This is a genomic window from Pseudomonas sp. A39 (genome assembly GCF_058145955.1).
The window spans coordinates 95,028-113,429 of record NZ_JBYVMD010000006.1; the positions used below are offsets into that span (position 1 = coordinate 95,028).

Genomic DNA, 18,402 nt, shown 5'->3' on the forward strand with positions numbered 1-18,402 from the left:
GTGGGGGGCTTGCCCCCGATGAGGCCTTCCAGTCACCCCCTATTCCGGCCAATGCCAAGCCGGCGCATCCAAAATCCCCTGGCCCACGATCCGGGTTTCTCCCATCACCTTCTCCAACACAATCGAATTACACGCCTGGTCCTGCTGCAACGCTGCAATCAACCGGCTGGCATGCGACACCACCCACACCTGGCACTGCTGGGAGGCTTGGATGATCAAGCGCGCCAACGCGGGTAGCAGGTCCGGATGCAGGCTGGTCTCCGGTTCGTTCAGCACCATCATGGTGGGTGGCCGAGGCGTGAGCAGCGCTGCGATCAGCAGCAGGTAACGCAAGGTGCCGTCGGACAATTCCGCCGCTGACAGTGGCCGCAGCAAGCCCTCCTGATAGAACTCAATCGCGAAGCGCCCGCCCTGTAACGGTTCGATGTTCAGGCGTGCGCCGGGGAATGCGTCGCTGACTGCCCGTTGCAGCGCCTCGGGGTCGCCGATCTCGCGAATGGTCTGCAGCGCCGCCGCCAGGTCGCGGCCGTCGTGGTGCAGCACCGGCGTGCGGGTGCCCAGTTGTGGCTGGCGTACCGGCGCATCGACATCGCTGCGAAAGTGATCGTAAAAGCGCCAGCCACGAATGCTTTCGCGCAGCAGCAGCACTTCCGGCGAGCCGCGCAGGCTGCCGACCTGGTCGAACAGGCTGTGGTAGTTGGGCGTGTGCTGGGCCAGTACATCCCAGTTGCGACCGTCACGGGCCCGCACCATCGGCCCTGAGCGCTGCACCAGCAGGCTGGCCGGGCGGTAGATCTGGCCCGCCCAGATGCATTCCTTCTTCACCTCAGGGTCCAGGGAGAAAAACGACCGGCTCGGTTCGGGCAACCCCAGTGAGATGGCGTAGCTGAAATCCTCCCCGGCAAACCCCAGGCGCAAGCGCTTTACGCCCTGGTGCACCACGGCCTCGACCGGCACCTCACCGTTGCGCATACGCCGGCTGATGGTTTCCGGGCCGGCCCAGAAGGTGGAGTCCAGCCCGCCCTCACGGGCCAGTGCATTGATCACCCCGCCTTGGGCGGTTTCCGCCAGCAGGCGCAGGGCGCGGTACAAGTTGGACTTGCCGCTGCCGTTGGGGCCGGTGACCAGGTTCAGCCGGTCCAGGGGCACCACCAATTTGTTGATCGAGCGGTAATTGGCCACCGCGAGGGTCTTGAGCATCGGTCACCTACCTGTAGTGAGCGGGCTTGCCCCGCGCGAGGCCCTAACGGCCTGCACAAGGATCATAACCTTTTGGGACTGCTTCGCAGTCCAACGGGAGCAAGCTCCCTCGCCACAGGGGACGTCTTGCCCTTAACCGGATGGCAGTGGGGCAAGCCCGCTTACGACAAGCAGAAAGCATGCATCGGTGGAACCCTGAACTAAGCTCACAGTCGCATAAACACTGGCAAGTCGGCATCACGCAAAAGGAGCCTGCATGGGCGGTCGTATTTCCACCTGTATTGTTGGTCTTGGCCTACTGACGCTGTTGAGCGGCTGTGGCGAGGAAAAGGCTGAACCCAAGGCGCACTCACGGGTGTTTGTGCAGACTGTGCAGCCGGCGGATTTTGCCGCGGCCGTCACCTTGACGGGGGATATCCAGGCCCGGGTGCAAACCGATCTGTCCTTTCGCGTGGGCGGCAAGATCATCCAGCGCACGGTGGATGTGGGCGACCGTGTGACCGCCAAGCAGGTGCTGGCCAAGCTCGACCCCAAGGACCTGCAGACCAACGTCGATTCCGCCCAGGCCCAGGTCGTGGCCGAGCAGGCACGGGTCAAGCAGACCGCCGCCGCCTTCGTGCGCCAGGAAAAACTCTTGCCCAAGGGCTACACCAGCCGCAGCGAATACGATTCCGCCCAGGCCGCGTTGCGCAGCAGCCAAAGCGCACTGGCCGCCGCCCAGGCCCAATTGGCTAACGCACGGGAGCAACTCGGTTATACCTCGCTGGTGGCCGAAGCGCCGGGCGTGATTACCGCGCGCCAGGCCGAAGTCGGCCAGGTTGTGCAGGCCACCGTGCCGATTTTCAGCCTGGCGCGCGATGGCGAGCGCGATGCTGTGTTCAACGTGTATGAATCCCTGCTGGTGGAGCCACCGCCGGATGCAGCGATCACCGTGAGCCTGCTGGATAACCCAAGCATCAAGGTCCAGGGCAAAGTACGCGAAGTCACGCCTGCCGTGGCCGCCAACACCGGCACTGTGCAGGTGAAAATCGCCCTGCAAGCATTACCCAAAGGCATGGAATTGGGCTCGGTGGTGAGCGCGACCGCCAATGGCCCGGCCAAGGCGAGTATCGAATTGCCGTGGGCCGCGCTGACGAAAGACCTCAGCGAGCCCGCCGTTTGGCTGATTGATGGCGACGGCAAGGCGCAACTGCACAAGGTCACCGTGGCGCGTTATCTCACCGGCAAGGTGATCATTGGCGACGGCCTCAAGGGCGGCGAAAAAGTCGTGGTGGCCGGCGGGCAATTGCTGCACCCCGGCATGCTGGTCGAGATCGCCCAGCAAGGAGCCCAACCATGAAGCGCCTGACGCTCATACTCGCCGCCAGCTTGTTACTGGTGGCCTGCTCCAAAGAAGAGCCGCCGCCCGAGCCGGTGCGTCCGGTGTTATCCATGGAAGTGACGTCTGAGGACCAGGAAAACCTTGGCCGCTTCGCCGGCACCATCCAGGCCCGCTACGAAAGTAACCTGGGCTTTCGCGTGCCCGGCCGGATTGCCCGGCGTGCCGTGGACGTGGGTGCCGAGGTGGAGAAGGGCGCCTTGCTTGCCGTCCTCGACCCCACCGACCAACAGAACCAATTGCGTTCGGCCCAGGGCGACCTGGCCCGCGTGCAGGCGCAATACATCAACGCCCAGGCTAACGCCCGCCGTCAGCAGGAACTGTTCAACCGTGGCGTCGGCGCCCAGGCTCAGTTGGATATCGCCCAGACCGACCTGAAGACCACCCAGGCTTCCCTCGACCAGGCCCAGGCTGCGGTCAATCAAGCCAAGGACCAACTCAACTACGCCGAACTGCGCACCGACCACGCCGGCATCGTCACCGCTTGGAATGCCGAGGCCGGCCAGGTGGTCAGCGCCGGCCAGCAAGTGGTGACCCTGGCCCGACCGGACATCAAGGAAGCGGTGATCGACCTGCCGGCCGGCCTCGCCGAGCGTCTGCCGCCAGACGTGGTGTTCCTGGTCGCCGGGCAACTCGACCCCAGCGTGCAGACCACTGCCATCGTGCGCGAGATCGAACCCCAGGCCCAAAGCGCCACGCGCACCCGCCGAGCACGCTTGACCCTGGCCGAAACACCGCCTGCGTTCCGCCTGGGCACAGCGATCAGCGTGACCTTGAGTACCGCCATCGCCCCGCGCATCGAACTGCCCCTGAGCGCCTTGCAGGAAGTCGATGGCAAGACCCGTATCTGGCTGCTCGATACCCAGAACCAGACCGTGCAACCGCGCGACATCACCGTGATCAGCCGTGACGCCGACAGCGCGGTGCTCAGTGGTGGCGTCAAACCCGGCGAGCGTATCGTCACCGCGGGCGTGAACAGCCTGAAACCCGGGCAAAAAGTCAAAATCGACGAGGACAGCCCGCGATGAAAGGAAGCTTCAACTTATCCGACTGGGCCCTCAAGCATCAGTCCTTCGTCTGGTACCTGATGTTCGTCGCGCTGCTGATGGGCGTGTTCTCCTACATGAACCTGGGCCGCGAGGAAGACCCTTCGTTCACCATCAAGACCATGGTGATCCAGACCCGTTGGCCGGGCGCGACCCAGGAGGAGACCCTCAAGCAGGTCACCGACCGCATCGAGAAAAAACTCGAAGAGCTGGACTCCCTCGACTACGTGAAAAGCTACACGCGGCCGGGTGAGTCCACGGTCTTCGTGTTCCTCAAGGACACCACCAGCGCCAAGGCCATCCCTGAGGTCTGGTACCAGGTGCGCAAGAAGATCGACGATATTCGCGGCACCTTCCCCCAAGGTCTGCAAGGGCCGTCGTTCAACGACGAGTTCGGTGATGTGTTTGGCTCGGTGTACGCCTTTACCGGCGACGGCCTGTCGATGCGCCAGCTGCGCGACTACGTGGAGCAGGTGCGCGCCGAGATCCGTTCGGTGCCGGGCCTGGGCAAGGTCGAGATGATCGGCCAGCAGGACGAAGTGATTTACCTGAATTTCTCCACGCGCAAACTGGCCGCCCTGGGCATTGATCAACGCCAAGTGGTGCAGAGCCTGCAATCGCAGAATGCGGTGACCCCCGCCGGGGTGATCGAGGCCGGGCCGGAACGGATTTCGGTGCGCACGTCGGGGCAGTTCGCCTCGGAGAAAGACCTGGCCAACGTCAACCTGCGGCTCAATGACCGTTTCTATCGGCTGGCGGACATTGCCGAGATCAGCCGTGGCTATGTGGACCCGGCGCGGCCGATGTTCCGTTTCAACGGCAAGCCGGCGATTGGCTTGGCGATAGCCATGCAGAAGGGCGGCAATATCCAGTCGTTCGGCAAGGCCCTGCATGAACGCATGGACGAATTGACCGCCGACCTGCCCGTGGGCGTCGGCGTGCACAAAGTGTCCGACCAGGCGGAGGTGGTGGAAGAGGCCGTCGGCGGCTTTACCAGCGCGCTGTTTGAAGCGGTGATCATCGTGCTGGTGGTGAGTTTTATCAGCCTCGGCATGCGCGCCGGGCTGGTGGTGGCGTGCTCGATTCCATTGGTGCTGGCGCTGGTGTTTGTGTTCATGGAATACAGCGGCATCACCATGCAGCGCGTGTCGTTGGGCGCGTTGATTATCGCCCTCGGCCTGTTGGTGGACGACGCGATGATCACCGTCGAGATGATGATCACGCGCCTGGAAAAAGGCGAAACCAAGGAGCAGGCGGCGACCTACGCCTACACGTCCACGGCGTTCCCGATGCTCACCGGTACGCTGGTGACCGTGGCAGGCTTTGTGCCGATTGGCCTCAACGCCAGCTCGGCGGGCGAGTACACCTTCACCCTGTTCGCAGTGATTGCCGTGGCCATGCTGGTGTCGTGGGTGGTGGCGGTGCTGTTTGCGCCGGTGATCGGGGTGCATATCCTCAGCGCCAACGTCAAACCCCACAGCGCTGAGCCCGGGCGTATTGGCCGTGCCTTCAATGGCGGCATGCTCTGGGCCATGCGTAACCGTTGGTGGGCGATCGGCATCACCGTGGCGCTGTTTGTGGCCTCGGTGTTCTCCATGCAGTTCGTGCAGAACCAGTTTTTTCCGTCGTCGGACCGTCCGGAAATCCTCGTCGACCTGAACCTGCCGCAAAACGCCTCGATCAACGAGACGCGCAAGGCCGTCGACCGCCTGGAAGCAATCATCAAGGACGACCCGGACATTGCGCGCTGGAGCACCTATATCGGCCAGGGGGCGATCCGTTTCTACCTGCCCCTCGACCAGCAACTGGAAAACCCCTACTACGCGCAGTTGGTGATCGTGAGCAAGGGCCTGGAAGAGCGTGGTGAGTTGATCGCGCGCCTGCAAAAGCGCCTGCGCGATGACTTCGTGGGGATTGGTAGCTACGTGCAGCCGCTGGAAATGGGGCCGCCGGTGGGTAGGCCGATTCAGTATCGCGTGTCGGGCAAAGACACCGACCAGGTGCGTAAACACGCCATCGAACTGGCGACCTTACTGGACCAGAACACCCACCTGGGCGAGATCATCTACGACTGGAACGAGCCCGGCAAAGTGCTGCGCATCGACATCGCCCAGGACAAGGCGCGGCAACTGGGGCTGTCATCGGAAGACGTGGCTCAGTTGATGAACAGCGTGGTCAGCGGTGCCTCGGTGACCCAGGTACACGATGATATCTACCTGATCAACGTCGTCGGCCGCGCCGAAGACGCCGAACGCGGCACGCCGGAAACCTTGCAGAACCTGCAGATCGTCACGCCCAACGGCACCTCGATCCCGCTGCTGGCCTTCGCCACCGTGCGCTATGAACTGGAGCAGCCGCTGGTGTGGCGTCGCGACCGCAAGCCGACCATTACCATCAAGGCCTCGGTGCGCGACGAGATGCAGCCGACGGACTTGGTCAAGCAACTTAAGCCTGAGATCGACAAATTCAGCGCCGGCCTGCCGGTGGGCTACAAGGTTGCCACCGGCGGCACCGTGGAAGAAAGCGGCAAGGCCCAGGGCCCGATTGCCAGCGTGGTGCCGCTGATGCTGTTCCTGATGGCGACCTTCCTGATGATCCAGCTGCACAGCGTGCAGAAGATGTTCCTGGTGGCGAGTGTCGCGCCGCTGGGGCTGATCGGCGTGGTGCTGGCGTTGATACCCACCGGTACGCCCATGGGCTTCGTGGCGATCCTCGGGATTTTGGCGCTGATCGGCATCATCATCCGTAACTCGGTGATTCTGGTGACGCAGATTCATGAATACGAAGTGGCCGGCTATACGCCGTGGGACGCGGTGGTGGAAGCCACCGAGCACCGGCGCCGGCCGATCCTGCTGACGGCGGCTGCGGCAAGCCTGGGCATGATCCCTATCGCCCGCGAAGTGTTCTGGGGGCCGATGGCGTACGCGATGATCGGCGGGATTATCATTGCGACCTTGTTGACGCTGTTGTTCCTGCCCGCGCTGTATGTGGCCTGGTACAAAATCCGCGAACCCAAGCAGGACCCTCAGGAAAAACGCGTTTAAAAATGTGGAGGCTTGCTGTGGTGAGCAAGCTTGCTTGCGCTGGGGTGCGAAGCGCCCCAAAAAAGCCGGAGACTGCTACGCAGTCAACGGGAGCAAGCTCCCTCGCCACGCCAAGGCCGTTCCCACATTTTGATCTTCACTGACCTTTTGCTCCGTGGGAAACGTCTGGAGGTGATACGCGTTGCCCCCGCCAGTCATTGAGTGGTCTACCCTCCCGACTTTCATTTCGTTCGGGTCCAATCCCATGCGCTACCTGCGTTCTGTTTTGTTGCTCTGCGGTGTATTCCTCTCGCCGCTGACGTTCGCCACCGTTCTGGAAAACACCTTGTGGCGGGTCGAACTCGACCCGGCCACCCTTGCTATCCGCGTTACGCCTAACGGCCAGCCGACGATACAGGCCTCCAGCGGGGTCGCGGCACGTGCCGTCAGCCAACTTGAGCAGCGCGATCAGCAAGCGAGCTGGCAATGGGATGACGGCGCCTTTCGGGTGAGCGCCAGCCTCCAGCAGCGTGACCTGGCGCTATCCATCACGGCGCGGCAAGCGGGTGAGCTGCCGATCCTCGTGCAACCGGCGAATGCCCTGGGCAGGGGGCTGATGTGGCCGTTGGCCGAGGGGCATTACGTGCCCACCGGGAATGCCGTATGGAAGGCTTTCCTGCTGGAGCAAGGTGACTTCAACACGACCCAGGATCTCAGCCTGCCGCTGTGGGGTGTCGATCACGGCGGGTTCACCCTCAGCTGGTTACTGACCAATCCCTACAACAACCGCCTGCGCTGGCAGGAAAACCAGGCCCTGTCAGTGGCCCATGAATTCACCACGCTCAACCCCAGCACCCCCATGACCCTGCTGTTGCACCTGGGTGAGGCCGATCCGTTGGCTGGCGCCAAGCGCTACCGCCAATGGTTGGTGGAGCAGGGCCGGTATGAGCCACTGGCTGACAAACTGCGGCAGACGCCCGAGGCCGAGAAGCTGCTGGGCGCCAGTCATGTCTACCTGTGGGGCAATGACTTGCTGGCCCCCGAGGATGTGCGCGATTGGCCGCTGTTGCTCAAGCGCTTGCGCGGGCATGCGCTCCAAGGCTTATTGGACAAGGAATCCGCCAAGGTCCTCGCGCAGGATTCCCCTTTGAATCGCTATGAGCAGACGGTAGTGCTCCGGGGCCTGAACGCGGCGATCAACAAAAAGGCTCGGCAGCGTTGGCAGGTAGAGGAACCCGACATGACCCAGCTCGCCGCGCGCTATGGCGAGCTGCGTAGCGAGCTGGCCGTGGATTTTGCCGGGGCGCTGAGTGATACGCCCGCACACTGGGGCAGCCAGGTGATCCAGGCATTGCGCAGCTCAGAGCTGCCGCGTTTGCTGCTGACCTTGGGCGAAGGCTGGGAAGGCGGTCTCTGGCACCCCGAGGCGATCCGGGCCGGGGTCGACGCAGGCTTCCTGATGGCCCCCTATGACTCCTATGAAACCGCGTTGTCGGCCACGGAAAATTCGGATTGGACCACCGCGCACCTGGGCGGCAGGGCGTACCGCGAGTGCGCGATTGTGCTGAAGGGCGGCAAGCTGAAAACCGGTTTCCAGCAGTCCGGCCACTACACCGATCCGCGCTGCGTGCGGCCTCTGCTGGAGGCGCGTGTACAGGCTGTCCAGGCAAAGGCCGGTTTCAACGCCTGGTTTCTCGATGCTTACGCCACCAGCATGGTCTTCGACAGCTACCGTGACGGGGCCACAATGACCCAGGCGCAGAACGCCGAAGGCAACATCGACGCTTCGCGCTGGCTCAATACCGTACTCAAGTTGCCCGCCGGCTCCGAAGACGGCAACGCTATCACCGCCCAAGGCATCCTGTTCGCCCATGGTATGCAGACGCCGGTGATTGGCTGGGGGGATCGGGAGATGACCCAAGACAAGCAATCGGCCTATTACGTGGGTAATTGGTATCCGCCGGAGCAGCCGGCCGTGTTCTTCAAGCCCGTGCCGTTAAAAGAGCCGTTTCGTACGGTGTATTTCGAGCCGACCATGCGCCTGCCGCTGTACCAGGCGGTGTTCCACGGCTCGGTGATCACTACCCATCACTGGCTGTTCGACAGCTTGAAGCTGAGCAATGTGCAGGCTGAAAACGAGCTGACGCAGCTGCTCTATAACGTGCCGCCGCTGTATCACTTGAGTGCTTCGACGGTTAAGCGGCGGCTGCCGGCGATACAGCGCCAGGACCGGTTTTTCCGGCCGTTGCACCAGCGGTTGGCGACCCAGGCGATGACGGGTTTTCGTTGGTTGACGGCGGATAGGCAGGTGCAGGAAACCACCTTTGCCGATGGGACGCGGTTGGTGGCTAATTTTTCTGGCGAGGAAAGAGAGGGCTATGCCGGGCGCAGCGTGACTGCACATGGGGTGGGTGAAAAAACGCTGGCGTATCAGGTGGAGTAAGGTTGCCTCAGCAGGCGTCATCGGGGGCAAGCCCCCTCCCACATATTGACTGTATTCACCAATCAAACTGTGGGAGGGGGCTTGCCCCCGATGGCTTCAGACGAGGCAACGAAAATCTACAGCTTGCGCCACACACTGGCCAACCACGGCTGCTGCTCCCTCGGCAATCCCGCTGGTCGATAGTAATGCTCCAGCTCCACGAACCCTGCCTGCGTCAGCAACGCTTGCCACGCCGCCAGGTCGTGATACGACCCGTACCGAGGTCCATTCCAGCCTTCCTGGTTTTCACCCCGAGGGTTGGAACTGAACAGCACGCCACCCGGCTTCAACGCCCCTTGCAACTGCTTGAGCACACGCGGCAGTTCCTGCTTGGGAATATGAAATAGCACGGCATTGGCGAAAATCCCGTCGAAGCGTTCGGCGGGCAGGTCCAGCTTCAGGAAGTCCTGCTGCATCACCTCACAACCACTGTCTTCCCGCGCCATCTGCGCAAACCGCTCGGAGCCGTCCAGTCCTACGGCGATATGCCCCATGCGCGTGAACGTCTGCAAATCGCGCCCCGGCCCGCAGCCGAAATCCAGCACGGTAAAGGGCGCCGTGCCCTGGATATGCCGCAGCAGCGCGTCGATGTTCTGGCTCACGTCGTGGTCGCGGGTGCCTTCGCGGAAGTCTTCGGCCACTGTGTTGTAGTGGCCGAGGGTGGTGGCGGTGATGGTGTTGAGGTCGTCGGGCTTAAGAGTCATGACGGGTAATACCGGGCGTCTTCGATGGCCCGACTATACCTCACCTCTTGTTGAGCACCCGCGCCAACCGATCACCGCCCAACTGAATCACCGCCACGAGGATCACCAGCAGCACAATCACGGTGAGCATGATCTGCGTATCAAAACGCTGGTAGCCGTAGCGGTAGGCGATATCGCCCAGGCCGCCCGCGCCAATCGCGCCGGCCATGGCTGACGAGTTGATCATGGTCACCAGGGTGATGGTGAACCCGCCGACAATCCCCGGCAGCGCTTCCGGCAGCAGCACGTGCCAGATGATGTGCCAGCGGCGGCAGCCCATGGCTTGCGCGGCTTCGATCAGGCCGTGATCGACTTCGCGCAGGCTCACTTCGGCAATGCGCGCAAAAAACGGCGTGGCGGCGATGGTCAGCGGCACCACGGCGGCCCATACGCCGTAGGTAGTGCCGACGATCAGCCGCGTGAACGGGATCAACGCCACCATCAGGATCAGGAACGGAATCGAGCGGAACAGATTGACGAACGCCCCCAGCACGCGGTTCAACGCCGGTGCCTGGTAGATGCCGCCCTTGTCGCTGGTCACCAGGAACACCGCCAGTGGAATCCCCACCAGCAGCGCAATCAATGACGACACGCCGACCATCAACAACGTGTCGATGGCGCCCTGCACTAAACGATCAAACCACATAGCCCAGCACCTCCACCTGTTGTGCCCAATTGCCGGCGCGGTTACGCAGTTCTTCTGCGCTGTGAGGCGAGCCCTTCACCGCCAGCAGCAGTTGCCCCAGGGCATGCCCCTGGATGCGTTCCACGCCGCCTTGCAGCAAGCGCACGCGCCCGCCGAGGGCGCTGAACAGCGCGGCCAGGTCCGGCTCGTCGGTATCACTGCCGGTGAATCGCAGGCGTAGCACCACCGAGGCATCGGCGGTCGCTGGTTTGGCCTGTAAACGGCTTTGCAACTCGTCCGGCAGCCCATGTTGCAGCGGTGCCAGCAGGGTCTTGCTGACCTCATGTTGCGGGTTGCCGAACACTTCCCACACCGGGCCCTGCTCGACGATGCGCCCGTGTTCGAGCACCACCACGCGGTCGCAGATGTCGCGGATCACCGCCATCTCATGGGTGATCAACACGATGGTCAGGCCCAGGCGCTGGTTGATCTCGCGCAGCAGGCCGAGGATCGACTGGGTGGTCTCCGGGTCGAGCGCCGACGTGGCCTCGTCGCACAGCAGGATCTGCGGGTCGTGCACCAGCGAGCGGGCGATGCCCACGCGCTGTTTCTGCCCGCCGGACAGCTGCGCCGGGTAGGACGTGTGCTTGTCCTGCAGACCCACCAGCTCCAGCAGCTCGCGCACCTTTTTCTCACGCTGCGGCTTCGGCACGCCCGCCACTTTCAGCGGTAGCTCGACGTTCTGCCACACCGTCTTGGCCGACATCAGGTTGAAGTGCTGGAAGATCATGCCGATGCGCCGACGCAGCGCCACCAGGCGGTCTTCGTCGAAGTCACCGATGTCCACCTGATCGATCAGCACCCGTCCGCTGCTAGGTTGTTCGAGGCGGTTGATAGTGCGAATCAGCGACGACTTGCCGGCACCGCTGCGGCCAATGATGCCGAACACTTCACCGCGCTGGATCGCCAGGTCGATGCCTTGCAAAGCATGCACGGTGCCGTCGTAGGTCTTGCCCAGGTTGATAAAACGCACGTGGGCGCGGTTCAGGTCCGGATGCAGTTCGGTCTGCTCGGCGTCCCTGGGCGGCAAGCCCAGGTCGCGCAGTTGAGAGTGGGCGGCGGTCATTTTTTATCTTCCCAGCCGACCTGATAGAGCTTACCGAGGGACTTGTCCAACGCAGCACGCACCACGGGCGAATGCTGGTAGATGTCGACGAACTTGATCACCCGCGGGTCGGTCTTGCTCTTGGGCTGGATCACGAACTGGATCACGTACTCCGGATGGTCGAGGCCGTCGAACAACAGCGCCGACTCGGCATCGAAGGTCTTGGACAGGCGGATATACGCCGGGTAACCCTGCACCAGGTCGGCATCGTCATAGGCGCGCACCAATTGCACGGCCTCGACTTGCAGGATCTTGATCTTCTTCGGGTTGGTGACGATGTCTTCTTCGGTGGCCTTGTAGCCTACGCCCGGTTTGAGCGTGATCAAGCCCGCCTTGGCCAGCAATTGCAGGCCACGCCCGCTGTTGATCGGGTCGTTGGCAATCGCCACGCTGGCGCCCTCGGGCAGGTCGCTGATGCGCTTGTACTTCTTCGAATACAGGCCGACGTTGTTGATGATGCCCGGCGCGTACGGCACCAGGTCAAAACCGGCGGCGGCCTTGGCGTTTTCCAGGAACGGGATGTGCTGGAAGTAGTTCACGTCGATATCGCCGGCGGCCAGGCTGACGTTGGGCGCGATCCAGTCGGTGAACTCCACCAGCTCGACCTTCAGGCCTTGTTTACCGGCTTCGGCCACGGCGGCTTCCAATGGAATGGCGAAGGCAGCGGTGGTGCCGATTTTCAACGGTGCATCGGCGGCGAACACCGCCGAGCTGAACAGTCCGAAAGCCAAGGCCAGTGCTTTGACTGGGTGGGAGAGCAGTGTTTTTTTCATGGTCGATTTCCAGTCATAAGGTGTTGGTGAAAGCAATGGAGATCCAATGTGGGAGGGGCAAGCTCCCTCCCACATTTTTGATCAGTGGCGGTAGGTGGATCCGGTGTGTTGTTCGGGCAGGCGAGCCGTGCCGTGGAAGACTTTTTCCCGAAGGGTGCCGGTCTCATAAGCGGTCTTGTACGACCCACGGCGTTGCAACTCCGGCACCACCAGGTCGATAAAGTCCACGTAGCTTTCCGGCGTGACGATGCGCGTGAGGTTGAAGCCATCCAGGCCGGTTTCGCTGATCCAGGATTCCAACTCGTCGGCAACCTGCTCGGGTGAGCCGACCAGGGTGATGTAGCGGCCGCCCAGGGCGTGTTGCTCCAGCAACTTGCGCCGGGTCCAGTCGTTGTTCTGCAGGTTCTTGGTGGCCGACTGGATTGCGTTGCTCTTCACGTACTGGATCGGTTCGTCCAGTGCGTATTGGGCAAAATCGATGGCGGTGGACGCCGAGAAATGTGCCACGCCGGCTTCCGGGCTGGCGTAGCTCAAATATTCAGCGTGCTTGGCCCAGGCCAGCTCCTCGGTGGCGCCCACGATCACGTTGAGGCCCATGAACACCTTGATGTCATCGGGATTACGTCCGGCCTCGACCGCACTGGCGCGCACCTTATCGACTTGGACCTTGGTCGCCGCCTTGTTCTGCCCGCTGATGAATACACATTCGGCATGCCGCCCGGCGAACAGCAAGCCGCGATCCGAGCTGCCGGCCTGGAACAGCACCGGCGTGCGTTGTGGCGACGGCTCGCACAGGTGATAACCCTCCACTTGATAAAACTCGCCGTGGTGCTCGACCTTGTGCACCTTGCCCGGCTGCGCATACACCCGCGCCTGCGGATCATTGAGCACCGCGCCGTCTTCCCAGCTGCCTTCCCAGAGTTTGTAGAGCACTTCCAGGTATTCATCGGCCTGGTCGTAACGGCGGTCATGCTCGACCTGCTCGGTAAGGCCCATGGCCTTGGCGGCGCTGTCCAGGTAGCCGGTGACGATGTTCCAGCCCACGCGGCCACGGCTCAGGTGGTCGAGCGTGGACATGCGCCGGGCGAACAGATACGGCGGCTCGTAGGTGAGGTTGGCGGTAAGGCCGAAGCCGAGGTTCTTCGTGACCGCCGCCATCGCCGAGACCAGCAGCAACGGGTCATTCACCGGCAGCTGGATGGACTCCTTGAGCGGCACATCGATCGAGTTCTGGTACACGTCGTAGACGCCGACGATATCGGCGATGAACAGGCCATCGAACAGCCCGCGCTCCAGGGTTTGCGCCAGGTCGGTCCAGTATTCAATCGTCTTGTACTGGGTGGACGTGTCCCGTGGATGGGTCCACAGGCCGTGGTTGATGTGCCCGATGCAGTTCATGTTGAAGGCATTGAGCAGGATCTTCTTTTTGCTCATCAGAGGGTCCCCCGCAGCGGCGGGTTTTCATCGTTGAGGTAGTAATTGCCCACCGCGTGGTACTTCCAGCGCACCGGGTCGTGCAGGGTGTGCACGCGGGCGTTGCGCCAGTGGCGGTCGAGGCCGTGCTCGGCCAGGGTCGCCTGGCTGCCGGCGAGTTCGAACAAGGTGCTGCCGGCGGCCAGGGAGATTTCGGTGCTCAAGGCGCGCACTTCAGCGACGGCAATCGAGGCGGCCGCAACCGTCTCGGCATTGCTGTCGGCCTGGGCACGGTCGAGGAATTCGCCCGAGCGCTCCAGCAGCGCTTCGGCGGCGTGCAGGCGGATGCTCAGGTGGCCGAAGCTTTTCAGGGTCAATGGGTCTTCGGTGGCTTTGTCGCTGCCGGAGTCGATCCATGGGCGGGTCTTGGTGCGTACGAAGTGCAGCGCGTCTTCAAAGGCCGCACGGGCGATGCCGGTGTCGATGGCGGCGTGGAGGATCTGCGCCAGGGGGCCGACCGTGGTCGGGCGCTCGAAGGCGCTCTGGAACGGAATCACGTCCTGGGCGGCGACCCACACGTTGTCGAACACCACCGAACCGCTGCCGGTGGTGCGCTGGCCGAAGCCGCTCCAGTCGTCGATTACGGTCAAGCCGTCGCTGTCGCGCGGCACAAAGGCGAGTTGCTGCACGCCCTGTTCATCCACCACCGAGGTGGGAATGCGTTGAGCGTAGATCGCACCGGTGGAGTAGAACTTGCGGCCGCTGATGCGCAAACCGTCGCCGTCGCGGGTGATTGAAGTGACGCGGTCATGGGCGGTCTTGGTGCCCAGTTCCGCCAGGGCGTTACCGAAGCGTTGACCGGCCAACACTTCGGCGTACAAGCGCTGTTGTTGTGCGGGGCTGCCGTTCACACGCAGCACTTCCAAGGCATAGAAATGATTTTGCGGGATCTGGCCCAGGGACGCATCCGCCTGGGCGATCAAGGCGATGACCTTGGCCAGGGTGACGTTGGACACGCCCGCGCCGCCGTACTCCTTGGGCACGCTGATGCCCCACAGGCCGGAGCGCGAAAACACGTCCAGCTCGGGCAAGGGCAGGCGGCGCTCGCGGTCACGCTGGGCGCTGTCGCGGCGGAAGTCTTCGGCCAGGTCGCTGGCGACAATAAGGGCTTGTTCGTCGCTGGTAATGACCGCGACGGGGTGAGAGAAAGTCATGATGTTCTCCAGATGTCTGGTCGGTCAGATCCAGGAATGGCGAGCCGGCAAGGTACCGTTCAATCGATAGGCGCCGATGGCGTGATACTTCCAGCGCACCGGGTCGTGCAGGGTGTGCACGCGGGCGTTGCGCCAGTGGCGGTCGAGGTTGAATTCGGCAAGGGTGGCGCGGCTGCCGGCCAGTTCGAAGAGCTTTTCGCTGACCAGCAGCGACACTTCGGTGGTCAGCACCTTGGCCTCGGCCACCGCGATGGATGCACGTGCCGCGGATTGCGCGGTGATCGGCGCGGCGCTGACCTGGTCCAGCACCCGGCCGGCCTTGCGCAGCAGGGCTTCGGCGGCGTGCAGTTCGATCTTCAGCTTGCCGACGTCGGCGATCACATACAGGTCATCGCTGGCGCGTTCGACCTTGGCGTCGATCCACGGGCGCGAGCGCTCACGCACGAACGCCACGGTGTCATCCAGTGCACCCCGGGCGATGCCGGCGTCGATGGCGGCCTGGATCAGTTGCGAGACGGCACCTTGGATATTCGGGGTTTCGCCGATACGCCAGTTTTCAACGACCAACTCGGCGTCCACCGGCACGTGGTCCAACAGCACCGTGCCGCTGGCGGTGGTGCGTTGGCCGAAGCCGGACCAATCGTCAACGATGCGCAGCCCTTCAGTGCCACGGCGCACGAACGCCATGACCTGCTTACCGTCATCGTTCAGGGCTTTTACCGCGACCCAATGGGCAAACAATGCGCCGGTGGAGTAGAACTTCTGGCCGCTGATCACGTAACCGTCACCTACGGTGGTGATGCGCGCCTTGAGTTCCAGGGTGTTTTTGGTGCCGCGCTCCGGGCCGCCGTTGCCGATGCGCCAGCCGTCGAGCACACTCTGGAACAGCTGCTTTTTCTGGCGTTCGGTAGCGGCGCCCTGCAACAGGTGCAGGATGCCGAAATGGTTCTGCGGGATCTGCCCGAGGGCTGGGTCTGCCGCGCTGATGATCGCGAACACGTCGGCCAGGGTTACGAACGACACCTGCGGGCCGCCGTATTCACGGGGAATGGAAATACTGCCCAGCCCACTGCGGGTGAACTGCTCGATCTGCGCCCATGGCAGCTTGCGCTGCTGGTCGCGCTTGGCGGCTTGCAGGCGCGCAGCCTGGGCCAGCTCATGAGCGGCCGTCAGCGCCTCTGCGTCGTTACGCAGCACGGCGGCCGGCAACAGCAAGGGGGCTACGTCCAGATCGCTCTGGGGGGGTGTTAGAGCCAAGTTAGACATCAGCGCCGCTCCTTGGCTGCACGTAATGCCCTGGCGTTATGCACCGGGGTAATTCTGACCATACCGACCTCGCATTCAATGAAATAAAAACAGAAAAATCAGGAATGTCCGGTGGTCCGGTGCATATACCCTAAGCGTGTTAAATATTTAAATAAACTAACTTTTGGGAATATGCATAGAAGGTCTCTCACCCCGGTTCGCAAGGTGACCCCATTGGTCGCGGCTGGTAGATCAGCTCAGCCCCGGCCGTGGGGGTGGGGGCCTCGGCGGCAATGCGCACAGTACGGGCGGGCGCCCAGCGTGAATTGTTGCCGACGCGATCCAGAATGCAGTAGGTCACTTCCAGTCGGCAGTCGTCGCCGGCTTCGATAATCACCGTTGACGGCACCCATACCTGTAACGCCAGGCCGATGTCCTTGGCCTGGACCTGGGGCAGATCCAGGCGCGCATCGCCCCAGCGCAGCGTGATGGCATCGCCGCGGGTCATGTTCAGGTAGGGCTCGATGGTCAGGGGAATGCCGCGTCGCACCTGCCTGGCGTTGACGCCATAGCGGCGGATGGTGTCGGGCAGGCCTACGGGGGCAAGGTTATGGTTTTCGTCGCGGTACAGGGGCGAGGGCTGGCCGCCTGGGTAGAGGGTCTTTACGCGCACTTGCGCCACCGCCGAACGTGCAGCGCAACGGCCGACTTGCATGACCTGGTAATGCACCCGGGCCGGGCCATCCAGCACGAAACTTTCCGGCACCCGAAGGTGGGTGATCGCGCCGATCCTGCAGGCCGTTACCCGGCGTGAAGCGGCAAAACAGTTGTTCCAGAACAGCTCGATCAGGTCGCCTTCATCCATGCCGGGATACGGCGCAATGTCGACTTGCAGGTGGGTGGCGGCCAGGGCATTGATGCCATGAGCGATGGCCTGGGGCAGCGTCGGGGCGGTGAGCAGGGTGTGCGTCATAAGTAATCTCCTTGATGCAGCCAGCAGCAATCGTTCCGGACCTTTTGGCGCGGGTGCGCGGGGGGGCCGAAAAGAACGATTCAGTGAGTAGCCGGGATAGGATCCAATCCTCTGGGCGCTAGATAAGAGGGTTGGCCAAGGAGCGTCAATGGCGGCAAAAGGCTAAACGGCGGGTTTGGAGATATTCAGAAGGGTCTGACTGGGAGGGGGCTTTTATGGCGGCTGCGAAGAGGGCTTTTACCGGGGGGGTACGCGGATTTCCTGTAGGAGCCGCTTGTTGTGGCGAGGACGCTTGCTCCAGCTGGGTTGCGCAGCGGCGCCAAGCTTTTTGGCACTCCAGCGGGAGCAAGCGGCCTCGCCACATTCAAGGGTGTATCAGTGGGCGAGGAATTTACTCAGGAACTGTTTGGTGCGCTCTTCCTTGGGGTTGGCAAACAGCGCCTTGGCTTCACCTTGCTCCACGATCACACCCTTGTCGAAGAAGATCACCCGGTTGGCCACATCACGGGCGAAGCTCATTTCGTGGGTGACGATGACCATGGTGCGGTTTTCTTCGGCGAGGCTGCGGATGGTCGCCAGCACTTCACCCACCAGTTCCGGGTCGAGGGCCGAGGTGGGCTCGTCGAACAGGATCACCTCCGGCTCCATGGCCAGCGCACGGGCAATCGCCACGCGCTGCTGCTGGCCACCGGACAGGCGCCGTGGGTAGGCGTCTTCCTTGCCCGCCAGGCCGACCCTGGCCAACAACTGGCGGCCCAGCGCGACAGCGGCGTCGTGCGGCATCTTCTTGACCACGGTGGGGCCTTCGATGACGTTTTCCAGCGCGGTGCGGTGGGGGAACAGGTTGAAGCTCTGGAACACAAACCCCACGTGCTGGCGCAAGCGCCGCACCAGGCTCTGTTGCTGGTTGATCGGCTTGCTGGTGTCGATCTCGATGTCACCCACCTTGATGCGGCCGCTGGTGGGTTGCTCGAGGAAGTTCAGGCAGCGCAGGAAGGTGGTCTTGCCGGAACCGCTGGGGCCGATGATGGCGATGACTTCGCCTTCCTTGACCTCAAGGTCGATGCCGTTGAGTACCACCTGACCGTTGAATTGTTTGGTCAGTTTTTCAACCACGATCAT

14 protein-coding genes are annotated in these 18,402 nt (G+C 62.9%); 4 read left to right on the forward strand and 10 right to left on the reverse strand.

What is annotated here, in order from left to right; all coding sequences use genetic code 11:
• Positions 1-39: 39 nt before the first annotated feature.
• On the reverse strand, positions 40-1,200 hold the full coding sequence (locus AC3ZU9_RS06585) for an AAA family ATPase (protein WP_046034576.1): 1,161 nt from the start codon (positions 1,198-1,200) through the stop codon (positions 40-42).
• 256 nt (positions 1,201-1,456) lie between these two features.
• On the opposite strand from AC3ZU9_RS06585, the gene AC3ZU9_RS06590 reads away from it, so the two are divergent.
• From AC3ZU9_RS06590 to AC3ZU9_RS06605, 4 genes are all read left to right on the forward strand, one after another.
• The gene (locus tag AC3ZU9_RS06590; RefSeq protein ID WP_490090454.1) at positions 1,457-2,539 is read left to right on the forward strand and encodes an efflux RND transporter periplasmic adaptor subunit; all 1,083 of its coding nucleotides are present in this window, start codon (positions 1,457-1,459) and stop codon (positions 2,537-2,539) included.
• Positions 2,536-3,606, forward strand: a complete 1,071-nt coding sequence (locus AC3ZU9_RS06595) for an efflux RND transporter periplasmic adaptor subunit (RefSeq protein ID WP_064054164.1) — start codon at positions 2,536-2,538, stop codon at positions 3,604-3,606. The genes AC3ZU9_RS06590 and AC3ZU9_RS06595 overlap by 4 nt, the downstream gene beginning before the upstream one ends.
• Positions 3,603-6,668 carry an efflux RND transporter permease subunit gene (locus AC3ZU9_RS06600; protein ID WP_012721659.1) on the forward strand — a complete coding sequence of 1,022 codons (3,066 nt, stop codon included), beginning with the start codon at positions 3,603-3,605 and terminating at the stop codon, positions 6,666-6,668. Before AC3ZU9_RS06595 ends, AC3ZU9_RS06600 begins: the two co-directional genes overlap by 4 nt.
• 244 nt (positions 6,669-6,912) lie before the next feature.
• The gene (locus tag AC3ZU9_RS06605) at positions 6,913-9,090 is read left to right on the forward strand and encodes a glycoside hydrolase (RefSeq protein WP_490090455.1); all 2,178 of its coding nucleotides are present in this window, start codon (positions 6,913-6,915) and stop codon (positions 9,088-9,090) included.
• A 116-nt stretch (positions 9,091-9,206) separates the two neighbouring features.
• Here the strand turns inward: AC3ZU9_RS06605 and AC3ZU9_RS06610 are convergent, their stop codons facing one another.
• The 9 genes from AC3ZU9_RS06610 to tcyN all read right to left on the reverse strand — a co-directional run bounded on the left by AC3ZU9_RS06610 (position 9,207) and on the right by tcyN (position 18,402).
• Entirely contained in the window at positions 9,207-9,833 is a 627-nt protein-coding gene (locus tag AC3ZU9_RS06610) for a class I SAM-dependent methyltransferase (protein ID WP_012721661.1), read from the reverse strand.
• Between the two features lie 40 nt (positions 9,834-9,873).
• Complete coding sequence (locus tag AC3ZU9_RS06615) at positions 9,874-10,518, reverse strand: methionine ABC transporter permease (protein WP_016974994.1); 645 nt, start codon at positions 10,516-10,518, stop codon at positions 9,874-9,876.
• Entirely contained in the window at positions 10,508-11,623 is a 1,116-nt protein-coding gene (locus tag AC3ZU9_RS06620; RefSeq protein ID WP_012721663.1) for a methionine ABC transporter ATP-binding protein, read from the reverse strand. The genes AC3ZU9_RS06615 and AC3ZU9_RS06620 overlap by 11 nt, the downstream gene beginning before the upstream one ends.
• On the reverse strand, positions 11,620-12,435 hold the full coding sequence (locus AC3ZU9_RS06625) for a MetQ/NlpA family ABC transporter substrate-binding protein (RefSeq protein WP_012721664.1): 816 nt from the start codon (positions 12,433-12,435) through the stop codon (positions 11,620-11,622). Before AC3ZU9_RS06625 ends, AC3ZU9_RS06620 begins: the two co-directional genes overlap by 4 nt.
• Before the next feature lie 81 nt (positions 12,436-12,516).
• The gene (locus AC3ZU9_RS06630; RefSeq protein WP_102059920.1) at positions 12,517-13,869 is read right to left on the reverse strand and encodes an LLM class flavin-dependent oxidoreductase; all 1,353 of its coding nucleotides are present in this window, start codon (positions 13,867-13,869) and stop codon (positions 12,517-12,519) included.
• Positions 13,869-15,062 carry an SfnB family sulfur acquisition oxidoreductase gene (locus AC3ZU9_RS06635; protein ID WP_490090456.1) on the reverse strand — a complete coding sequence of 398 codons (1,194 nt, stop codon included), beginning with the start codon at positions 15,060-15,062 and terminating at the stop codon, positions 13,869-13,871. Before AC3ZU9_RS06635 ends, AC3ZU9_RS06630 begins: the two co-directional genes overlap by 1 nt.
• A 24-nt stretch (positions 15,063-15,086) precedes the next feature.
• Positions 15,087-16,328, reverse strand: coding sequence for an SfnB family sulfur acquisition oxidoreductase (locus AC3ZU9_RS06640; protein ID WP_122810931.1), 1,242 nt, complete (start codon positions 16,326-16,328; stop codon positions 15,087-15,089).
• A gap of 187 nt (positions 16,329-16,515) precedes the next feature.
• Positions 16,516-17,280 (reverse strand): hypothetical protein, encoded by a 765-nt coding sequence (locus AC3ZU9_RS06645; protein ID WP_102059923.1) that lies wholly within the window; start codon positions 17,278-17,280, stop codon positions 16,516-16,518.
• Between the two features lie 375 nt (positions 17,281-17,655).
• On the reverse strand, positions 17,656-18,402 hold the full coding sequence (gene tcyN / locus AC3ZU9_RS06650; protein WP_012721669.1) for an L-cystine ABC transporter ATP-binding protein TcyN: 747 nt from the start codon (positions 18,400-18,402) through the stop codon (positions 17,656-17,658).